We start from the raw sequence: 16,839 nt of genomic DNA on the forward strand, positions 1-16,839 counted from the left end.
CAACCTGAATGACTGTGAAACAAGAACTTCTCTACGAAGGCAAAGCGAAAAGAATCTATCAGACCGATGACGAGCATATTTTATATGTTGAATATAAAGACTCAGCTACAGCATTTAACGGCGAAAAGAAAGCCGAAATCGAAGGCAAAGGCAGATTGAACAACGAAATTTCGAGCTTAATCTTTCAAATGCTGCATGAGAAAGGAGTCAACAATCACTTTGTGAAACGCCTTTCTGAAACAGAGCAGCTCATTCAAAAGGTGCAGATTGTTCCGCTTGAAGTGGTTGTACGAAATGTAGTGGCAGGCAGTATGTCAAAACGCCTCGGCATTCCAGAGGGAACGAAACTGGACACACCTTTGATTGAGTTTTACTACAAAGATGATGCACTCGGCGATCCGCTCATTACAGAAGATCATATTCGCATTTTACATGCAGCGACACCTGAACAGGTAGAGGAAATGAAACAGATCACAAGACAAGTGAATGAAGAATTAAAGCAAATCTTCTCAGACTGTCATGTGAATTTAATTGATTTCAAGCTTGAATTCGGAATAGATCACGAGAATCGTATTTTGCTAGCTGATGAGATTTCACCTGATACGTGCAGGCTTTGGGACAAAGATACAAACGAAAAGCTTGATAAAGACGTGTTCAGACGAAACCTGGGCGGCTTAACGAATGCATACGAAGAAATTTTCAAAAGACTTGGAGGCCATAAACATGTATAAAGTGAAAATTTTTGTCAGCTTAAAAGAGAGCGTTCTTGATCCACAAGGCAGTGCCGTTCAGCATGCTTTGCACAGCATGTCTTATCAGGAAGTAAAGGATGTCCGTATCGGGAAATACATGGAGCTTGTCATTGAAAAATCAGATCGTGATTTAGACACAGTCGTCAAAGAAATGTGCGAAAAATTACTTGCCAACACGGTGATTGAAGATTACCGCTATGAGGTGGAGGAGGTTGTCGCACAGTGAAGTTTGCAGTGATCGTCTTGCCTGGCTCTAACTGTGATATCGATATGTACCATGCGATTCAAGATGAGCTGGGTGAACAAGTTGAATATGTATGGCACGACGAAACGAGTCTTGACGGTTTTGACGGTGTACTCGTACCAGGCGGTTTCTCCTATGGGGATTACTTAAGATGTGGTGCGATCGCTCGCTTCTCAAACATCATGCCGGCGGTGAAGAAAGCAGCTGAGGAAGGAAAACCTGTTCTTGGTGTTTGCAACGGGTTCCAAATTCTTCAGGAGCTTGGCATTCTTCCGGGTGCGATGAGACGAAATAAAGACTTGAAGTTTATCTGTCGGCCAGTTGAACTCATTGTAGAAAACAACGAAACGCAATTTACAAGCGGTTATCAAAAAGGCGAATCCATTACGATTCCTGTAGCGCACGGTGAAGGCAACTTCTACTGTGATGAAGATACTTTAGCGAAGCTCATTGAACGCGGCCAAATCGCTTTCACTTACGGAGACGATATTAACGGCAGTGTGAATCGAATTGCAGGTGTAACGAATGAAGAGGGCAATGTACTCGGCATGATGCCGCACCCTGAGCGCGCGGTTGATTCATTACTAGGCAGCGCAGACGGACTTAAATTGTTTCAATCTATCGTGAAAAATTGGAGGGACACTCATGTCACTACTGCTTGAACCAAGTCACAAGCAAATTAAAGAAGAGAAATTGTATCAGCAAATGGGATTGAGTGATGAAGAATTCGCTTTAATCGAATCCATTATTGGCAGGCTGCCAAACTACACAGAAACGGGCATTTTTTCTGTCATGTGGTCAGAGCATTGCAGTTATAAAAACTCAAAGCCTGTTTTAAGCAAATTCCCGACAAAAGGAGAGCACGTTCTTCAAGGTCCTGGGGAAGGCGCTGGAATCGTTGATATTGGAGACAACCAAGCGGTTGTATTTAAAATCGAATCACATAACCATCCATCTGCGATTGAACCGTATCAAGGAGCGGCGACAGGTGTCGGCGGAATTATCCGTGATGTATTCTCCATGGGTGCGCGTCCAATTGCTGTATTAAACTCTCTTCGTTTTGGTGAACTGACTTCACCGCGCGTGAAGTACTTGTTTGAAGAAGTAGTGGCAGGGATCGCAGGCTATGGAAACTGTATCGGAATTCCAACAGTCGGCGGAGAGGTTCATTTCGATCAAAGCTATGAAGGCAACCCGCTCGTGAATGCAATGTGTGTTGGACTAATCAACCATGAGGACATTAAAAAAGGGCAGGCCAAAGGTGTTGGCAACACGGTCATGTACGTTGGTGCCAAAACGGGACGTGACGGAATTCACGGTGCAACATTTGCGTCTGAGGAATTTTCTGATGAATCAGAAGAAAAACGCTCAGCTGTTCAAGTCGGTGATCCGTTCATGGAAAAACTGCTGCTTGAAGCGTGCCTTGAAGTCATCAAAAACGATGCACTCGTTGGGATTCAGGATATGGGAGCGGCTGGCTTAACAAGCTCAAGTGCGGAAATGGCGAGTAAAGCAGGTTCTGGTATCGAGATGAATCTAGATCTCATCCCGCAGCGTGAAACAGGCATGTCAGCATACGAAATGATGCTTTCTGAATCTCAAGAGAGAATGCTTTTGGTCATTGAAAAAGGCCGTGAACAAGAGATCATTGATATTTTTGAAAAATACGATCTTGAAGCGGTATCAGTCGGTCATGTGACAGACGATAAAATGCTTCGTTTACTTCACCAAGGTGAAGTGGTATGTGAGCTTCCTGTTGACGCGCTTGCAGAAGAAGCGCCGGTTTATCACAAGCCGTCAAGTGAGCCTGCCTACTATCGTGAGTTTTTAGAAACAAAAGTTGAAGCACCTGCTATCACAGATGCAGCCGACACGTTAAAGCAGCTTCTCCAGCAGCCAACAATTGCAAGTAAAGAATGGGTTTATGATCAATATGACTACATGGTTCGGACAAATACAGTCGTTGCACCAGGCTCTGATGCGGGCGTTTTAAGAATCCGTGGAACGAAAAAAGCCCTTGCGATGACAACCGATTGTAACGCACGTTATCTGTACCTTGATCCAGAGGTCGGCGGGAAAATCGCAGTCGCAGAAGCAGCACGTAACATTGTGTGCTCAGGCGCTCGTCCGCTTGCAGTAACAGATAACTTAAACTTCGGTAACCCAGAGAAACCAGAAATTTTCTGGCAAATTGAAAAATCTGCTGACGGTATTAGCGAAGCTTGCCGCAAGCTAAGCACACCAGTTATCGGTGGTAACGTCTCTTTATATAACGAATCAAATGGAACAGCCATTTACCCAACACCAGTCATTGGGATGGTTGGTTTGGTCGAAGATACAGCTCATATTACGACGCAGTCATTCCAGCAGGCTGGCGATGTGATTTTCGTGATTGGTGAGACGAAGGAAGAATTCGCAGGCAGTGAGCTTCAGAAGATGACAGAAGGCCGTATTTACGGAAAAGCACCAGAAATTGATTTGGATGTAGAGCTCACGCGTCAGGAAGCCCTTCTTGCTGCGATTCAAAACGGACTTGTTCAATCAGCACACGATGTGTCTGAAGGCGGTCTTGGTGTCGCACTTGCTGAAAGTACATTTGGAACAGACGGTCTTGGCGCTCAAATCCAATTGGGTTTAAACAACGAAGCTTCATTATTCAGTGAAACACAGTCACGTTTTGTTGTCACAGTGAAACCAGAGCACCGCGAAGCATTTGCTGCGGCTGTCAAAGATGCGAAAGAAGTTGGAACGGTCACAAATGATGGTGTATTCACCGTCAAAAATCAAGAAGGACAACAATGGATTCATGCAGCGGTCAACGAACTTGAACGCGCATGGAAAGGAGCGATCCCATGCTTGCTGAAATCAGAGGCTTAAACGAAGAGTGTGGCGTCTTTGGGGTTTGGGGACACGAAGAAGCCCCGCAAATCACATATTACGGATTGCATAGTCTTCAACACCGTGGTCAAGAAGGTGCGGGAATCATTGCAACAGATGGTGAAAACCTGACGGCACATAAAGGCCTTGGACTGATTACGGAAGTCTTTCAAAACGGTGAGCTAAAGGATTTGAAAGGAAAAGGTGCAATCGGACATGTCCGGTATGCGACAGCAGGCGGAGGCGGCTTTGAAAATGTGCAGCCCCTTTTCTTCCGCTCGCAAAACAACGGCAGTCTTGCCCTTGCTCATAATGGGAACTTAGTGAATGCAACGCAATTAAAGCAGCAGCTAGAGAACCAGGGGAGTATATTTCAGACATCTTCTGACACTGAAGTGCTCGCTCATTTAATTAAGCGCAGCGGCTATATTGAATTGAAAGAGCAGATCAAAAATGCCCTGTCCATGCTTAAAGGAGCATATGCTTTCTTAATTATGACGGAAACTGAAATGATTGTGGCACTTGATCCGAACGGCTTACGTCCGCTTTCACTAGGTATGCTTGGGGACGCTTATGTCGTTGCTTCTGAAACATGTGCATTTGATGTTGTCGGCGCCACGTATTTACGAGATGTGGAGCCTGGCGAAATGCTGATTATTAATGATGAAGGCCTCAAATCTGAGCGCTTCTCCATGAATATTAACCGCAGCATGTGCAGCATGGAATACATTTATTTCTCAAGACCTGACAGCAATATCAACGGCATCAACGTGCATAGTGCGAGAAAGAACCTTGGCAAAAAGCTTGCTGAGGAAGCACATGTCGAAGCAGATGTTGTGACAGGTGTACCAGATTCGAGTATTTCTGCAGCGATTGGATATGCCGAAGCAACAGGTATTCCATATGAGCTCGGTTTAATTAAAAACCGTTATGTCGGCAGAACCTTTATCCAGCCGTCTCAAGCACTGCGTGAGCAGGGCGTGCGCATGAAGCTGTCTGCTGTGCGCGGGGTCGTCGAAGGAAAGCGTGTCGTGATGGTGGATGATTCCATCGTACGCGGAACAACAAGCCGCCGCATTGTGACGATGCTAAGAGAAGCGGGTGCGACGGAAGTCCATGTCCGCATTAGTTCACCGCCAATTGCACATCCGTGTTTTTATGGAATTGATACGTCCACACATGAAGAGCTGATTGCTTCTTCTCATTCAGTGGAAGAAATTAGACAGGAAATCGGTGCAGACTCCATTGCATTTTTATCTGTAGACGGTTTAATGGACGGGATTGGCAGAAAGTATGATGATCCGCAGCGCGGTCAATGCTTAGCATGCTTTACTGGGAAATACCCGACTGAAATTTATGAAGATACTGTTCTTCCGCATGTGAAGGAAACAGCACTGACGAAATAATCGAATAAAGGAGCAGCAGTCAAGATGCTTTGATATGCTGCTCTTTCATTCTGCTGAAAATAAATGGAAGAGAAGCAGCTAAAAGGAGTGAATGGGATGTCAGAAGCATATAAAAACGCCGGTGTCGACATCGAAGCAGGATACGAAGCCGTCAAACGAATGAAAACACACGTAGAACGTACAAAAAGAGCAGGCGTCATGGGTGCTCTAGGTGGATTTGGCGGTATGTTTGATTTATCTGAGCTGCCATATAAAAAGCCAGTTCTTGTTTCAGGAACAGATGGTGTCGGAACAAAATTAAAGCTTGCCTTTTTAATGGATCAACACGATACGATCGGCGTCGATGCCGTGGCAATGTGTGTCAACGATGTGCTTGCACAAGGGGCAGAACCGCTCTTTTTCTTAGATTACTTAGCAGTCGGAAAAGCAGATCCTTTGAAAATTGAATCCATTGTCAAAGGTGTGGCTGACGGCTGTGAGCAGTCTGGTTCAGCGCTTGTCGGCGGAGAAACAGCAGAAATGCCGGGTCTTTATACAGAAGATGAATATGATATTGCTGGTTTTTCAGTAGGCGTCGTTGAAAAGGATGAAATCGTGACAGGAGAGAGCATCAAAGAGGGGCACTTGCTGATTGGACTCAGCTCAAGTGGAATTCATAGCAATGGGTACTCTCTCGTTCGTAAAGTATTGCTTGAAGACGCTGGTCTTGACCTTCATCAGACGTATGAACCTTTTACAAGACCGCTTGGAGAAGAGCTTCTTGAACCGACTAAAATTTATGTAAAGCCTGTTCTTAAACAAGTGAAAGCCGGTAAGGTTGACGGTATGGCACATGTGACAGGCGGCGGTTTTATTGAAAATTTACCACGTATGCTACCTGAAGGGCTTGGCATTGAGATTGATAACGGTTCATGGCCAGTACCGCCAATTTTCTCCTTTATTCAAGAAAAAGGACAGTTAAAGGCAGAAGAAATGTTCAACGTGTTTAATATGGGCATTGGTTTTGTCTTAGCGGTAAAAGAAGATGATCTTGTCGAAGTGATCAGAGGACTTGAAGAAGACGGAGAGAAAGCTTTTCTCATCGGCCGTGTTCAAAAAGGAGAAGGTGTCACATTCGGCGGTGGAAGCCTCTCATGAAGAAGTTTGCGATCTTCGCCTCCGGAAGCGGGACGAATTTTCAAGCCATTATTGATACATTAAAAAAAGAACAGTGGCAGGCAGAGGCTGCCATTGTGATTTGTGATAAACCGGGGGCAAAGGTGCTGGACCGTGCTGAGAAAGAGGGCATTCCCTCCTTTGCATTTACCCCGAAGGCTTTTCCGAATAAGGCCGCTTTTGAACAAACGATCATTGAACAGCTTAGGCTGCATGAAGTGGAATGGGTTTTCCTTGCTGGGTATATGAGACTGATTGGTCCGACATTACTTGAAGCATTCAGAGGGAAAATTGTGAATATCCATCCGTCCTTGCTGCCAGCCTTCCCAGGGCTTGATGCTATTGGTCAAGCCTATCAAGCAGGCGTCAAAGTGGCAGGCATTACTGTCCATTTTGTCGATGAAGGCATGGATACAGGTCCAATCATTGACCAAGCGTCGATTTACATCGAACAAGGGGAAGAGCTTGAATCGATTGAAAAAAGAATGCATGAACTAGAACACACACTATATCCAAAAGTGATCAAATCACTTTTAGAATTATCTTAATGAGGTGACGAAGGCATGACGATCAAACGCGCATTAATCAGTGTTTCCGATAAAACGAATCTTGTACCTTTTGTGAAAGAATTAACAGAACTTGGTGTTGAAGTGATTTCAACTGGAGGTACACACAAGCTTCTTCAAGAGAACGGCATTGATGTCATTGGGATTTCAGAAGTCACTGGATTCCCTGAAATCATGGACGGACGACTCAAAACACTTCACCCGAACATTCATGGCGGACTTTTAGCAGTGAGAGAAAACGATGAGCATATGGCACAGATTGAAAAGCATGGCATTCAGCCGATTGATCTTGTTGTCGTGAATCTCTATCCATTCAAAGAGACGATCTCAAAAGACGATGTGACATATGAAGAAGCGATTGAAAACATTGATATTGGCGGACCGGGAATGCTTCGTGCAGCATCAAAAAACCATCAAGACGTCACAGTGATTGTCGATCCTCGTGATTATGATACAGTCATTCAGCAAATCAAAGAAGGCGGCGTGTCACTAGAGAAAAAGCGTGAACTTGCTGCAAAGGTATTCCGTCATACGGCTGCTTACGATGCTCTAATTGCGGATTACTTAACAAACTTTGTCGGAGAAACAGAGCCAGAACAGTTCACTGTCACGTTTGAGAAAAAACAATCCCTTCGTTATGGAGAAAACCCGCACCAAGCGGCGACTTTCTATGAAAATGCTCTTCCAGCGAAAGGTTCGTTGGCTACTGCAAAGCAATTACATGGAAAAGAGCTTTCCTATAACAATATTAAAGATGCAGATGCAGCACTCCAAATTGTACGAGAATTCACGGAGCCAGCCGCTGTTGCTGTGAAGCATATGAACCCGTGCGGCGTTGGTACAGGAGAAACGATCGCAGAAGCATTTGACCGAGCGTTCAAGGCAGACGAAACTTCTATTTTTGGCGGCATTGTGGCACTTAACCGTGAAGTAGATAAACAAACGGCTGACGTACTGCATACGATTTTCTTAGAAATTGTCATCGCTCCTTCGTTCAGCCAAGAAGCACTTGACGTGTTAACGGCGAAAAAGAACCTTCGTCTATTAACATTAGATGTAGAAGCGGATCTCGGAAAAAAAGAAAAACAGCTGACAAGTGTCCATGGCGGATTGCTTGTTCAGGATATTGATACGTACGGTTTAGAGGAAGCAACGATCTCAATTCCAACGAAAAGAGAACCAACAGAAGACGAATGGAAAGACTTAAAACTTGCTTGGAAAGTGGTCAAGCATGTGAAATCAAATGCCATTGTTCTTGCGAAAGATCAAATGACAGCAGGGATCGGCGCTGGACAAATGAACCGTGTCGGCTCAGCGAACATTGCGATTGAGCAAGCAGGTGAAAAGGCAAAAGGAAGCGCACTAGGCTCTGATGCATTCTTCCCAATGGGCGATACAGTGGAAGCTGCTGCAAAGGCAGGCGTCACAGCGATCATTCAGCCAGGCGGATCTATTCGTGATGAAGAATCGATTCAAAAGGCAGATGAATACGGCATCGCTATGGTCTTCACTGGCGTTAGACATTTCAAACATTAAGGGGATGACAGTGTGAACGTACTAATTATCGGCAGAGGCGGAAGAGAGCATACCATCGCATGGAAAGTGAATCAAAGTGAACTTGTCAGCCAAGTATTTGTCGCACCCGGCAATGACGGAATGACAGATGCTGCGAAGCTTGTACCAATCGACGAAGGCGATCATGAGGCATTAATTCGTTTTGCAAAAGAAAACGAAATCGGCTTAACCATTGTCGGCCCAGAGGTTCCTTTAATTGCTGGTGTGGTGGATGCATTTGAAGAAGCAGGTCTAAAAGTATTTGGACCGAATGCAAAAGCTGCGGTCATTGAAGGCTCAAAGGAATTTGCAAAAGACTTAATGAAGAATTACCATATCCCGACAGCCGCCTATGCTGCCTTTACATCGTTTGAAGAAGCAAAGGCGTATGTGGAAGAAAAGGGTGCGCCGATTGTGATTAAAGCAGACGGTCTCGCCGCAGGAAAAGGTGTGACAGTCGCGATGACACTTGAAGAGGCGATCGACTGTCTGCATGATTTCTTAGAGGATGAAAAGTTTGGCGATGCAAGTGCATCTGTCGTCATCGAAGAATTTTTAACAGGCGAAGAATTTTCACTCATGGCCTTTGTCAACGGAGAAAAGGTGTACCCGATGGTGATTGCGCAGGATCACAAACGGGCCTTTGAAGATGACAAAGGGCCGAACACCGGCGGAATGGGCGCTTATTCACCAGTTCCGCAAATTTCAGATGAAGTCGTCCAAAAAGCGGTGGAGGACGTCGTCAAACCGGCAGCTCGCGCGATGGTGCAGGAAGGGCGTCCATTTACAGGCATTTTATATGCTGGCTTAATGCTGACACCAGAAGGCTCAAAGGTGATTGAATTCAATGCACGCTTTGGCGACCCTGAAACGCAAGTGGTTCTCCCTCGTCTACAATCAGATCTAGTTCAAGTATTTCTCGATATTCTTGATGGAAAAGATGTGGACTTACAGTGGAAAGACACTGCGGCTGTCAGTGTGGTTCTTGCATCAGAAGGATACCCAGAAGACTATGCAAAAGACACACCAATCGGTACCTTGCAAACGACTGTCTCTGATGTCGTGACCTTCCACGCAGGAACAAAAAAAGAAAACAATCAATTCGTCACAAATGGCGGCCGTGTAGCAAATGTGACCGCATTTGACGACACATTTGAAGCGGCAAGATCAAGAGTGTATGAAGCAGTTGAAGAAATCATACAGCCAGGTCTATTTTATCGCCGTGACATTGGTGCCCGTGCGCTGAAGGCTGCGGGGAAAAACGTTTAATCAAAACACCTTTCTATCTGACGAGATGGAAAGGTGTTTTTTGTTCATGAGAAGGGATGATGCTCGAATATGAAGAAGTAATATGGGATGACGAATTTATGAGGAGGCAGCATGGTCATTCAAGGAATCATTCTATTTGCCATCGTACTACTTATTTTATTTATACTGTTCTCAAATCTCATCATGTATGAAGCGAGAAAGCAAAACAAAGCCAAAAAAGGCTCAGCCATTAGGTATATGATCATGTCGATTTTTTCTGGTATCGTCATTGTTTCATGTTCCATTTGGATTTTTTTTTTTAGCTGATTTATAAGAGAGGATGAGTATATGGTGCAATTGAAGGAACTTGCGAACGAGCGTTTTTCTGCCTCGATCTGTATGGATTCATTTAATGAGCGAATCCGTTTGGATGACTATAGCGGCAGGGTGCGGGATGTGATTCAGTCGGTTCTTCAGGAAGCGGCGGACTGTAAGGCTTCTAAGGTCATTGTGAAAGTCAGGCGTGAGCATATGCCTCTTTTTTTAGAAAAAGGCTTTCGGCTTGAAGGTGTGTTTTCTCATTATTTTCTTGGAAGTGATGCGTACGGCATGTCGCTCTTTCTGACGGAGAGTCGAATGAACAGCCCGTTTTGGCTGAAGGAAGATGAAATTGTTGCGTCTATTCAAGAAAAGCCTCTCAAAAAAGATCAAGGCACTTGGCAGGATGAGTATGTGATGAGGAAAGCGGATACGCAGGATATTCACAAGCTGGCAAAGCTCTATGATACCGTCTTTGAAACGTATCCTACGCCAATGAATGAGCCAGATTACATCCAAAAGGTGATGGAGGAAGGGACGGTGTTTTATGCCGTTGAACACGATGGGCACATTGTGAGTGCAGCATCTGCTGAAATCAATGCGCCTTATGGTCATGCGGAATTAACAGATTGTGCGACCCTTCCGGCATACAGAAAACTAGGATTCATGCACCATTTGATTCTAGCACTCGAAAAAGAACTTCAATCCATGCACATTTATGTCTTTTATTCTCTTGCACGTGCACTGTCCTATGGAATGAATCAAGTGTTTTATCAGCTCGGGTATACGTATACCGGCCGTTTTCAAAACAACTGCTATATTTTTGACAAAATTGAAGATATGAATCTATGGGTCAAAACGCCGAATGAATCATGAAATGGTTCTCATCTGATCAAGCAGACCAGATAGGCGGTACGCCATGATACTGAGCTGCAGCTTCATCCGATCATCCGTGGATTTGAGGCTGCAGCCTGTTCTCGTTTCAATTTGTTTCAGCCGGTAGCTTAATGTATGTCTGTGAATAAACAATTCTCCCGCAGATTTTTGAATATTTTCATTGTGGGCCAAATACACTTCGAGTGTATGGATCAGGTCTGCTCCCTGTTTCTTCGTATAAAGCAAAGGACTTAACAGCTCCACATAAAAGTCATGCAAATTCATACCCGCTTCATTCATTTCAAGAAGCATCCCGTATAAGCCGAGCTTCTGATAATGAATGATGCATTCGTCGGTCTTTAAAAGCGGAAGAAGCCTTGCTGCATACTGTGCTTCCTTCGCGCTTTTTGCAAAGAGACCAATCTGGTCATAGGCTCTCCCAATGCCAATCACGATCGGATGGACGGGAAAAAAATAAGACCAAGTGCTCCGGCACTCTTCTGCTGCGCGATACCACTCCGCTTCTTGAAACGCTTTTTTTCCTGCGGGGGTAAGAACAAAAATGGAATCGAGCCTTGTCTTAAGTAAAAAAGGAATATGTCTGCGTTCAAATATCGACGTGAGCAATTGAGATAGGCGCTGCATCATTTGGTGATCGAGCTGTGTGTGCTGATGCTGAAATTGAAAGTAGATGACCACCTGCTCATCGCTCATATCATATTGCAGCTTTGTTGCTTGTTCGATGACATAGCTTTCTTCTGTGTATTGCTGCTGCAAAATATCATCTAACAAATGACCTTGCATTTGGTTTTCTGTATCTTGAATGGCTTTTTGCTTCAGCCATTCAATCGCATACACGGCTCCGGCATGCTCGATGGCAATCGCGTCGAGATGATGCCACGCATCCTTTCTCTTCAAAGACACAATAAACCCGAAAATATCACCCATTGCAATCACCGGACATGCAGCAAGGACAAACGCACCGCACGTGTCATAGACGAGCCGGCCCTTCTCCTCAGCCTGCTTGAGAAGAGGCGTCGTTTCAATTGGTTCATGATCTGTCAGAAAGCCAAAAGCAGGAGAGTACGTCACTTCATCTTTTATGAGGTGAGATGCTGTTTGATGTAAAAAAACATCAAGCACAACGATGTTTGCCGAAGTGAGATGTGCCAGCTCATCTGTAATTTGTGTGACATTTTTATTGCTGACATTTAAATGAGTCAGTCTTTGGTGGATGGCTGAAGAATATTTAAGCTGATGAAGCTGGCTGCTGACGATTTGCTCTAGAACGGCTTTTGTAATGTCTGAGAAGTTGACATGTGAAGGAATCTCGATGAGTGGAATGCCGCTGTTTTTGGCAGCTTCAATCAGTGATGCAGGTATTTCCGTTAAGTACACGCCTTTATAAATGGCAATGGCGGATAGACGATCAGATTGAATCAGTTCTTCAAGCCGGGCGCGCCTTTCCCTATTGTCTGCAAGCCCAAAGCCGGTTGTGACAAGCAGCTCTCCTTCTGAAAGCCTTGAAGTATCTTCGATAATTTCCACGATGGTCACCCACTGAATGAGGCGGTCCAGTCCATTTTCTCCAGCAAGCAGCTTTGTTTCCTTCATGATATCGAGCGAGAGTGCATCTTTGACGAGAATCGCCATAGACTCATGACCTCCTTTTGAACACTCTTATACACGATGTATAAAAAATACGTGTGAAATTCGGGCATGTGGCGAATGGAGGATGACTGCCCTCTTGATTAAGCTAATCTTATAACAAGTATACAAAATTTTCTTGCGATTCATGAAAAAAGAAAGATGCAGCTGCTGACGAGAGAGGGAGGAATGACAAAGTGGAGACCCGGGATTACTTAATCAAACCAATGTTGAATCAGCATTATCCTGTGGCTGTGAAAGGAGAGGGGATTTATTTATATGATCGGGACGGGAAAAAATATTTAGACGGCTCATCTGGTGCTGTCACGGCAAGTATTGGACATGGCATACGGGACATCATTGATGCCATGACAGAGCAAGCGAAAAAGGTGAGCTTTACGTACAGATCACAATTCACAAATGAACCAGCAGAAGAACTTGCCTATGAATTGAGTACGCTCTGCCCAGGGAACCTGAACTGGTCTTTTTTTGTCGGAAGCGGATCAGAGGCAACAGAGACCGCCATGAAAATTGCCATTCAGCATTGGCAGGAGCAGGGGAAGGCTGAGAAGAATCACATCATCTCAAGATGGATGAGTTATCACGGCATCACACTTGGTGCGCTGTCGATGTCAGGACATATTGCAAGGAGAGAGCGCTTTGAACCACTGCTCGAAAAACACCCGGTGCTGTCTCCGCCATACAGCTACCGTTCATGGCTGCCAAAGGAAGATAGCAAGCAGGTCGAATGGTATGTCCAGGAATTTAAAACCGTCATTCAGCGTATAGGAAAAGAGAGGATTGCGGCTTTTATTGCAGAGCCGATTGTTGGAGCAGCGGGCGCGGCACTTGTACCGCCAGATGGATATTTTGAGGCGATGAAGCGAGTTTGTGAGGAAAACGATATTTTAATGATTGCAGATGAAGTCATGACAGGCTTTGGACGAACTGGGAAAATGTTTGCCATGGAACATTGGGGCGTCGTACCAGATATTATGGTACTCGGAAAAGGCATGAGCGCCGGCTATTCACCAATTGCGGCAGCTGTCTCAGCGGATCATGTGATTGCACCGATTCTCAGCGGTTCGGGCTCTGTGATGGCAGGCCACACATATAGCGGCAATCCGCTTTCAGCAGCCGTCTCACTGGCTGTCATTCGATATATGAAAAAACACCAGCTTTCAGAACGGGCTGATTTGTCTGGCCGATATTTAATGAATGCTTTAAAGGATTTGCAATCAAAACATTCCATTATAGGAGATGTGAGAGGAAAGGGACTGCTCATTGGCATTGAGTTTGTCGCAGACCGATTATCGAAAACACCATTTCCTGCCCATGCTCAAATGACACATTTAGTTGTAGAGACGGCCAAGCAGAATGGGTTGCTTGTTTACCCAGCAAGCGCTGGAGAGGATGGCGTAGGAGGTGCAGCAATCATGATCGCACCGCCGCTTTCCATCGCGCAGCAGGAGATGGATGAACTCATTCATTTATTCGGGCAGACAATGACGCAGGTTGAACAAGAAGTCATCAATCGAGGGTTTTTCCCATCTGCCATGTAGGGAGGAAAGAGGATGAACAAAACAGCGAGTCTTGATGAAGTGATCACACGTTTTAAGGACGGGATGACCATTATGTTTGGCGGGTTTGGTGGTGTGGGCTCACCGCCATCATTGATCGATGCCATCCTAGAAGCCAATATCAAAGACCTGACATTGATCGGAAACGATGCAGGCTTCCCGCAAATTGGTGTTGGCAGGCTGATCACAGAAGGAAGAGTGAAGAAAATCATTGCTTCACATATTGGCTCTAATCCAATTGCCGGGCAGAAAATGCAGGCGGGTACACTAGACGTTCTTTTTTACCCGCAGGGCATCCTAGCGGAAAAGATTAGGGCAGGCGGAATGGGTTTAGCGGGTATTGTGACAGATGTCGGCATGGATAGCCTCAATCTTGATGAGAAACAATTGGTTCCGCTAGGTGGAAAGCAGTATATTCTTGAGCCTGCGCTGACTGCGGATATTGCGATTGTGAATGCCCTCAAAGCAGATGAAGCAGGGAACCTGATTTTTGATAAAAGTGCACGGAATACAAACCCGATTGTGGCGATGGCAGGAGACTGGACCATTGCAGAAGTAGAAGAGATTGTGCCTGTGGGCAGGCTTCATCCAGAGGAAATTGTGACGCCAGGCGTATTTGTGAACCAGATCGTGCAATCAAAAGGAGTGAACTGGACATGGGCATGGGAGACATCGATTTAAGACACCGCATAGCGAAACGTGCGGCACAGGAAATTGAAGATGGGATGATCGTCAATCTTGGGATCGGCATCCCAACCCTTGCAGCTGAATACATCCCACCACATTACGAGGTGTTACTGCATGCAGAAAACGGCATTATGGGAGCAGGCGCTTCACCAGCACGAGGGGAAGAAGACCCGAATTTGTGCAATGCCGGAGGTTTCCCTATTACGTTAACAAAAGGCGGCTCATATATGGACAGCACAACCGCTTTTGGCATCATTCGCAAAGGGATGCTGGATATGACGATTTTAGGTGCACTAGAAGTCAGCAGTCAGGGGGATCTTGCGAATTGGATTGTACCAGGTAAACGAGTACCGGGTATGGGCGGAGCGATTGAACTCGCGCAAAAAGCGAAAAAGGTAGTGGTCGTGATGAGCCACCTTGATAAACACGGACAATCTAAGATAAAAGCCGCCTGCACGCTCCCTTTAACAGCTAAGTCTTGTGTGGATCTGATTATTACAGATATGGCAGTCATTGAGGTCAAATCACAGCTGCTCATTTTGCGTGAAGTCATGCCGCCGTTTCAGCCGGAAGATGTCATGAGGGCGACAGAGGCGCCGCTCATTTTAGCGCCTGATGTCAAATCTGTTGTGTAGAAAGGATGACCGACTTGCAGCCAACCACACGTATCAGAAACTGGATGAAAGAGCATAAGGAGGAAGCCGTGACGCTTCTTCAGCAAATGGTGCAATGTGACAGCACACAAGGGAATGAGCAAGAAGTACAGCAAATCGTAGCAAATAAACTTTCTGCCATTGGCTTTGATGTCGACATATGGGACATTGGCGGAGATAACTTGCTGAACCACCCGTATTTTTATTCCCCAAGGCGTTCTTTTAAAGGAAGTCCTAATGTCACCGGACGATTGAAAGGAAAAGGCGGCGGCAAATCTATTTTATTAAATGGGCATGTGGATGTTGTCCCAGCAGGAGATCACAAACAATGGACATATCCGCCCTACAGCGGGCATATCATAAACGGGAGACTTTATGGACGCGGGGCAACAGATATGAAAGGTGGAAACGTTTCTTTACTCTTTGCACTTGAGGCACTGCATGCACTTCAGATTCCGCTGAAGGGAGATGTCGTGTTTCATAGTGTTGTTGAAGAAGAGAGCGGCGGTGCAGGCACCCTTGCAGCCATACTGAGAGGATATACAGCAGATGCAGCCATCATTCCAGAGCCAAGTCATATGAAAATATTTCCGATTCAGCAAGGATCTAAATGGTTCAGACTGCATATTAAAGGAAGGGCTGCTCATGGCGGAACAAGATATCACGGCGTTTCTGCTATTGAAAAGAGTACGATTGTCCTTTCACATATAGCGGCACTAGAAGAAGAAAGAAATCAGCGAATCACGGAGCCGCTGTTTCAGCATATTCCAATTCCAATTCCGATCAATATCGGGAAAATTCAAGGCGGTGATTGGCCATCCTCTGTAGCAGACCTTGTCACAATGGAAGGCAGGCTCGGGGTGATGCCGGGTGAGACAGTAGAACAGGCAGAAAAGGAACTAGAAAATTGGATGGCAGGACTCGGAGAAAAAGATGAATGGTTCCAAGAGAATCCTGTTGAGGTCGAATGGTTTGGTGCAAGATGGCTTCCGGGTTCAATCGATACGAATCATCCGCTTTTAGGTTTATTGAAGGAACAATATGAAGCGGTCATGAAGCAGCCGCCGAAGATCGAAGCCGCCCCTTGGGGAACTGACGGCGGATTACTGTCACAGGCAGCAGGTATTCCCATTATCGTGTTTGGACCTGGAACAACGGAGCTTGCCCATTTTCCGAATGAATCTATCGACATTGAGCATGTGATAGAAGCAGCAGAAATCATTGCAGGGACAATGGTTGAATGGTGTGAAGCAGCGGAATGAGATGAAATGAACAT

At 45.5% G+C, this 16,839-nt stretch carries 16 protein-coding genes; 15 read left to right on the forward strand and 1 reads right to left on the reverse strand.

Going from position 1 to position 16,839, the window contains the following annotated elements:
• Positions 1-8: 8 nt before the first annotated feature.
• The 11 genes from purC to ablB all read left to right on the forward strand — a co-directional run bounded on the left by purC (position 9) and on the right by ablB (position 10,996).
• Positions 9-731, forward strand: a complete 723-nt coding sequence (purC, locus tag C9414_RS15665; RefSeq protein ID WP_039176936.1) for a phosphoribosylaminoimidazolesuccinocarboxamide synthase — start codon at positions 9-11, stop codon at positions 729-731.
• The gene (purS, locus tag C9414_RS15670) at positions 724-978 is read left to right on the forward strand and encodes a phosphoribosylformylglycinamidine synthase subunit PurS (protein WP_003214349.1); all 255 of its coding nucleotides are present in this window, start codon (positions 724-726) and stop codon (positions 976-978) included. The genes purC and purS overlap by 8 nt, the downstream gene beginning before the upstream one ends.
• Entirely contained in the window at positions 975-1,658 is a 684-nt protein-coding gene (gene purQ / locus C9414_RS15675; RefSeq protein WP_024424510.1) for a phosphoribosylformylglycinamidine synthase subunit PurQ, read from the forward strand. The genes purS and purQ overlap by 4 nt, the downstream gene beginning before the upstream one ends.
• On the forward strand, positions 1,642-3,873 hold the full coding sequence (purL, locus tag C9414_RS15680) for a phosphoribosylformylglycinamidine synthase subunit PurL (protein ID WP_107164011.1): 2,232 nt from the start codon (positions 1,642-1,644) through the stop codon (positions 3,871-3,873). Before purQ ends, purL begins: the two co-directional genes overlap by 17 nt.
• Complete coding sequence (gene purF, locus C9414_RS15685) at positions 3,849-5,279, forward strand: amidophosphoribosyltransferase (RefSeq protein ID WP_039183010.1); 1,431 nt, start codon at positions 3,849-3,851, stop codon at positions 5,277-5,279. The genes purL and purF overlap by 25 nt, the downstream gene beginning before the upstream one ends.
• 96 nt (positions 5,280-5,375) lie before the next feature.
• Positions 5,376-6,416, forward strand: coding sequence for a phosphoribosylformylglycinamidine cyclo-ligase (gene purM / locus C9414_RS15690; protein ID WP_047202803.1), 1,041 nt, complete (start codon positions 5,376-5,378; stop codon positions 6,414-6,416).
• A complete protein-coding gene (purN, locus tag C9414_RS15695; protein WP_058837849.1) occupies positions 6,413-6,982 on the forward strand; it encodes a phosphoribosylglycinamide formyltransferase in 570 nt (189 codons plus the stop codon). Before purM ends, purN begins: the two co-directional genes overlap by 4 nt.
• A gap of 15 nt (positions 6,983-6,997) precedes the next feature.
• Positions 6,998-8,536: a bifunctional phosphoribosylaminoimidazolecarboxamide formyltransferase/IMP cyclohydrolase gene (gene purH, locus C9414_RS15700; protein WP_024426697.1), complete on the forward strand. Its 1,539-nt coding sequence runs from the start codon at positions 6,998-7,000 to the stop codon at positions 8,534-8,536.
• Positions 8,537-8,548: 12 nt separating this feature from the next.
• Positions 8,549-9,823, forward strand: coding sequence for a phosphoribosylamine--glycine ligase (purD, locus tag C9414_RS15705; RefSeq protein ID WP_107164012.1), 1,275 nt, complete (start codon positions 8,549-8,551; stop codon positions 9,821-9,823).
• Between the two features lie 111 nt (positions 9,824-9,934).
• Positions 9,935-10,129, forward strand: a complete 195-nt coding sequence (locus tag C9414_RS15710) for a hypothetical protein (RefSeq protein WP_107164013.1) — start codon at positions 9,935-9,937, stop codon at positions 10,127-10,129.
• 21 nt (positions 10,130-10,150) lie between these two features.
• Positions 10,151-10,996 (forward strand): putative beta-lysine N-acetyltransferase, encoded by an 846-nt coding sequence (gene ablB, locus C9414_RS15715; RefSeq protein WP_107164014.1) that lies wholly within the window; start codon positions 10,151-10,153, stop codon positions 10,994-10,996.
• Here the strand turns inward: ablB and C9414_RS15720 are convergent.
• Entirely contained in the window at positions 10,991-12,649 is a 1,659-nt protein-coding gene (locus C9414_RS15720; RefSeq protein WP_107164015.1) for a PucR family transcriptional regulator, read from the reverse strand. The genes ablB and C9414_RS15720 overlap by 6 nt on opposite strands.
• Before the next feature lie 191 nt (positions 12,650-12,840).
• Here C9414_RS15720 and C9414_RS15725 point away from each other — a divergent pair, with 191 nt between their 5' ends.
• The 4 genes from C9414_RS15725 to C9414_RS15740 are packed head-to-tail and all read left to right on the forward strand — an operon-like array spanning position 12,841 to position 16,825.
• Positions 12,841-14,205: an aspartate aminotransferase family protein gene (locus tag C9414_RS15725; protein ID WP_107164016.1), complete on the forward strand. Its 1,365-nt coding sequence runs from the start codon at positions 12,841-12,843 to the stop codon at positions 14,203-14,205.
• A 12-nt stretch (positions 14,206-14,217) separates the two neighbouring features.
• Positions 14,218-14,904 carry a CoA transferase subunit A gene (locus C9414_RS15730; protein WP_064497684.1) on the forward strand — a complete coding sequence of 229 codons (687 nt, stop codon included), beginning with the start codon at positions 14,218-14,220 and terminating at the stop codon, positions 14,902-14,904.
• A complete protein-coding gene (locus C9414_RS15735) occupies positions 14,880-15,545 on the forward strand; it encodes a 3-oxoacid CoA-transferase subunit B (protein ID WP_064497685.1) in 666 nt (221 codons plus the stop codon). Before C9414_RS15730 ends, C9414_RS15735 begins: the two co-directional genes overlap by 25 nt.
• A gap of 14 nt (positions 15,546-15,559) precedes the next feature.
• Positions 15,560-16,825, forward strand: a complete 1,266-nt coding sequence (locus C9414_RS15740) for a peptidase (protein ID WP_107164017.1) — start codon at positions 15,560-15,562, stop codon at positions 16,823-16,825.
• Positions 16,826-16,839 lie beyond the last annotated feature (14 nt).

It is taken from the genome of Bacillus sp. Nf3 (genome assembly GCF_003028545.1).
In the GTDB taxonomy this organism is placed as follows: Bacteria; Bacillota; Bacilli; order Bacillales; family Bacillaceae; genus Bacillus; species Bacillus safensis.

Bases quoted from the DNA above. Each gene is read 5' to 3' on its own strand.
- purC (WP_039176936.1), top strand. From the start codon at position 9: ATGACTGTGAAACAAGAACTTCTCTACGAAGGCAAAGCGAAAAGAATC.
- purS (WP_003214349.1), top strand. From the start codon at position 724: ATGTATAAAGTGAAAATTTTTGTCAGCTTAAAAGAGAGCGTTCTTGAT.
- purL (WP_107164011.1), top strand. From the start codon at position 1,642: ATGTCACTACTGCTTGAACCAAGTCACAAGCAAATTAAAGAAGAGAAA.
- purF (WP_039183010.1), top strand. From the start codon at position 3,849: ATGCTTGCTGAAATCAGAGGCTTAAACGAAGAGTGTGGCGTCTTTGGG.
- purM (WP_047202803.1), top strand. From the start codon at position 5,376: ATGTCAGAAGCATATAAAAACGCCGGTGTCGACATCGAAGCAGGATAC.
- purN (WP_058837849.1), top strand. From the start codon at position 6,413: ATGAAGAAGTTTGCGATCTTCGCCTCCGGAAGCGGGACGAATTTTCAA.
- purH (WP_024426697.1), top strand. From the start codon at position 6,998: ATGACGATCAAACGCGCATTAATCAGTGTTTCCGATAAAACGAATCTT.
- C9414_RS15710 (WP_107164013.1), top strand. From the start codon at position 9,935: ATGGTCATTCAAGGAATCATTCTATTTGCCATCGTACTACTTATTTTA.
- ablB (WP_107164014.1), top strand. From the start codon at position 10,151: ATGGTGCAATTGAAGGAACTTGCGAACGAGCGTTTTTCTGCCTCGATC.
- C9414_RS15720 (WP_107164015.1), bottom strand. From the start codon at position 12,649: ATGGCGATTCTCGTCAAAGATGCACTCTCGCTCGATATCATGAAGGAA.
- C9414_RS15730 (WP_064497684.1), top strand. From the start codon at position 14,218: ATGAACAAAACAGCGAGTCTTGATGAAGTGATCACACGTTTTAAGGAC.
- C9414_RS15735 (WP_064497685.1), top strand. From the start codon at position 14,880: ATGGGCATGGGAGACATCGATTTAAGACACCGCATAGCGAAACGTGCG.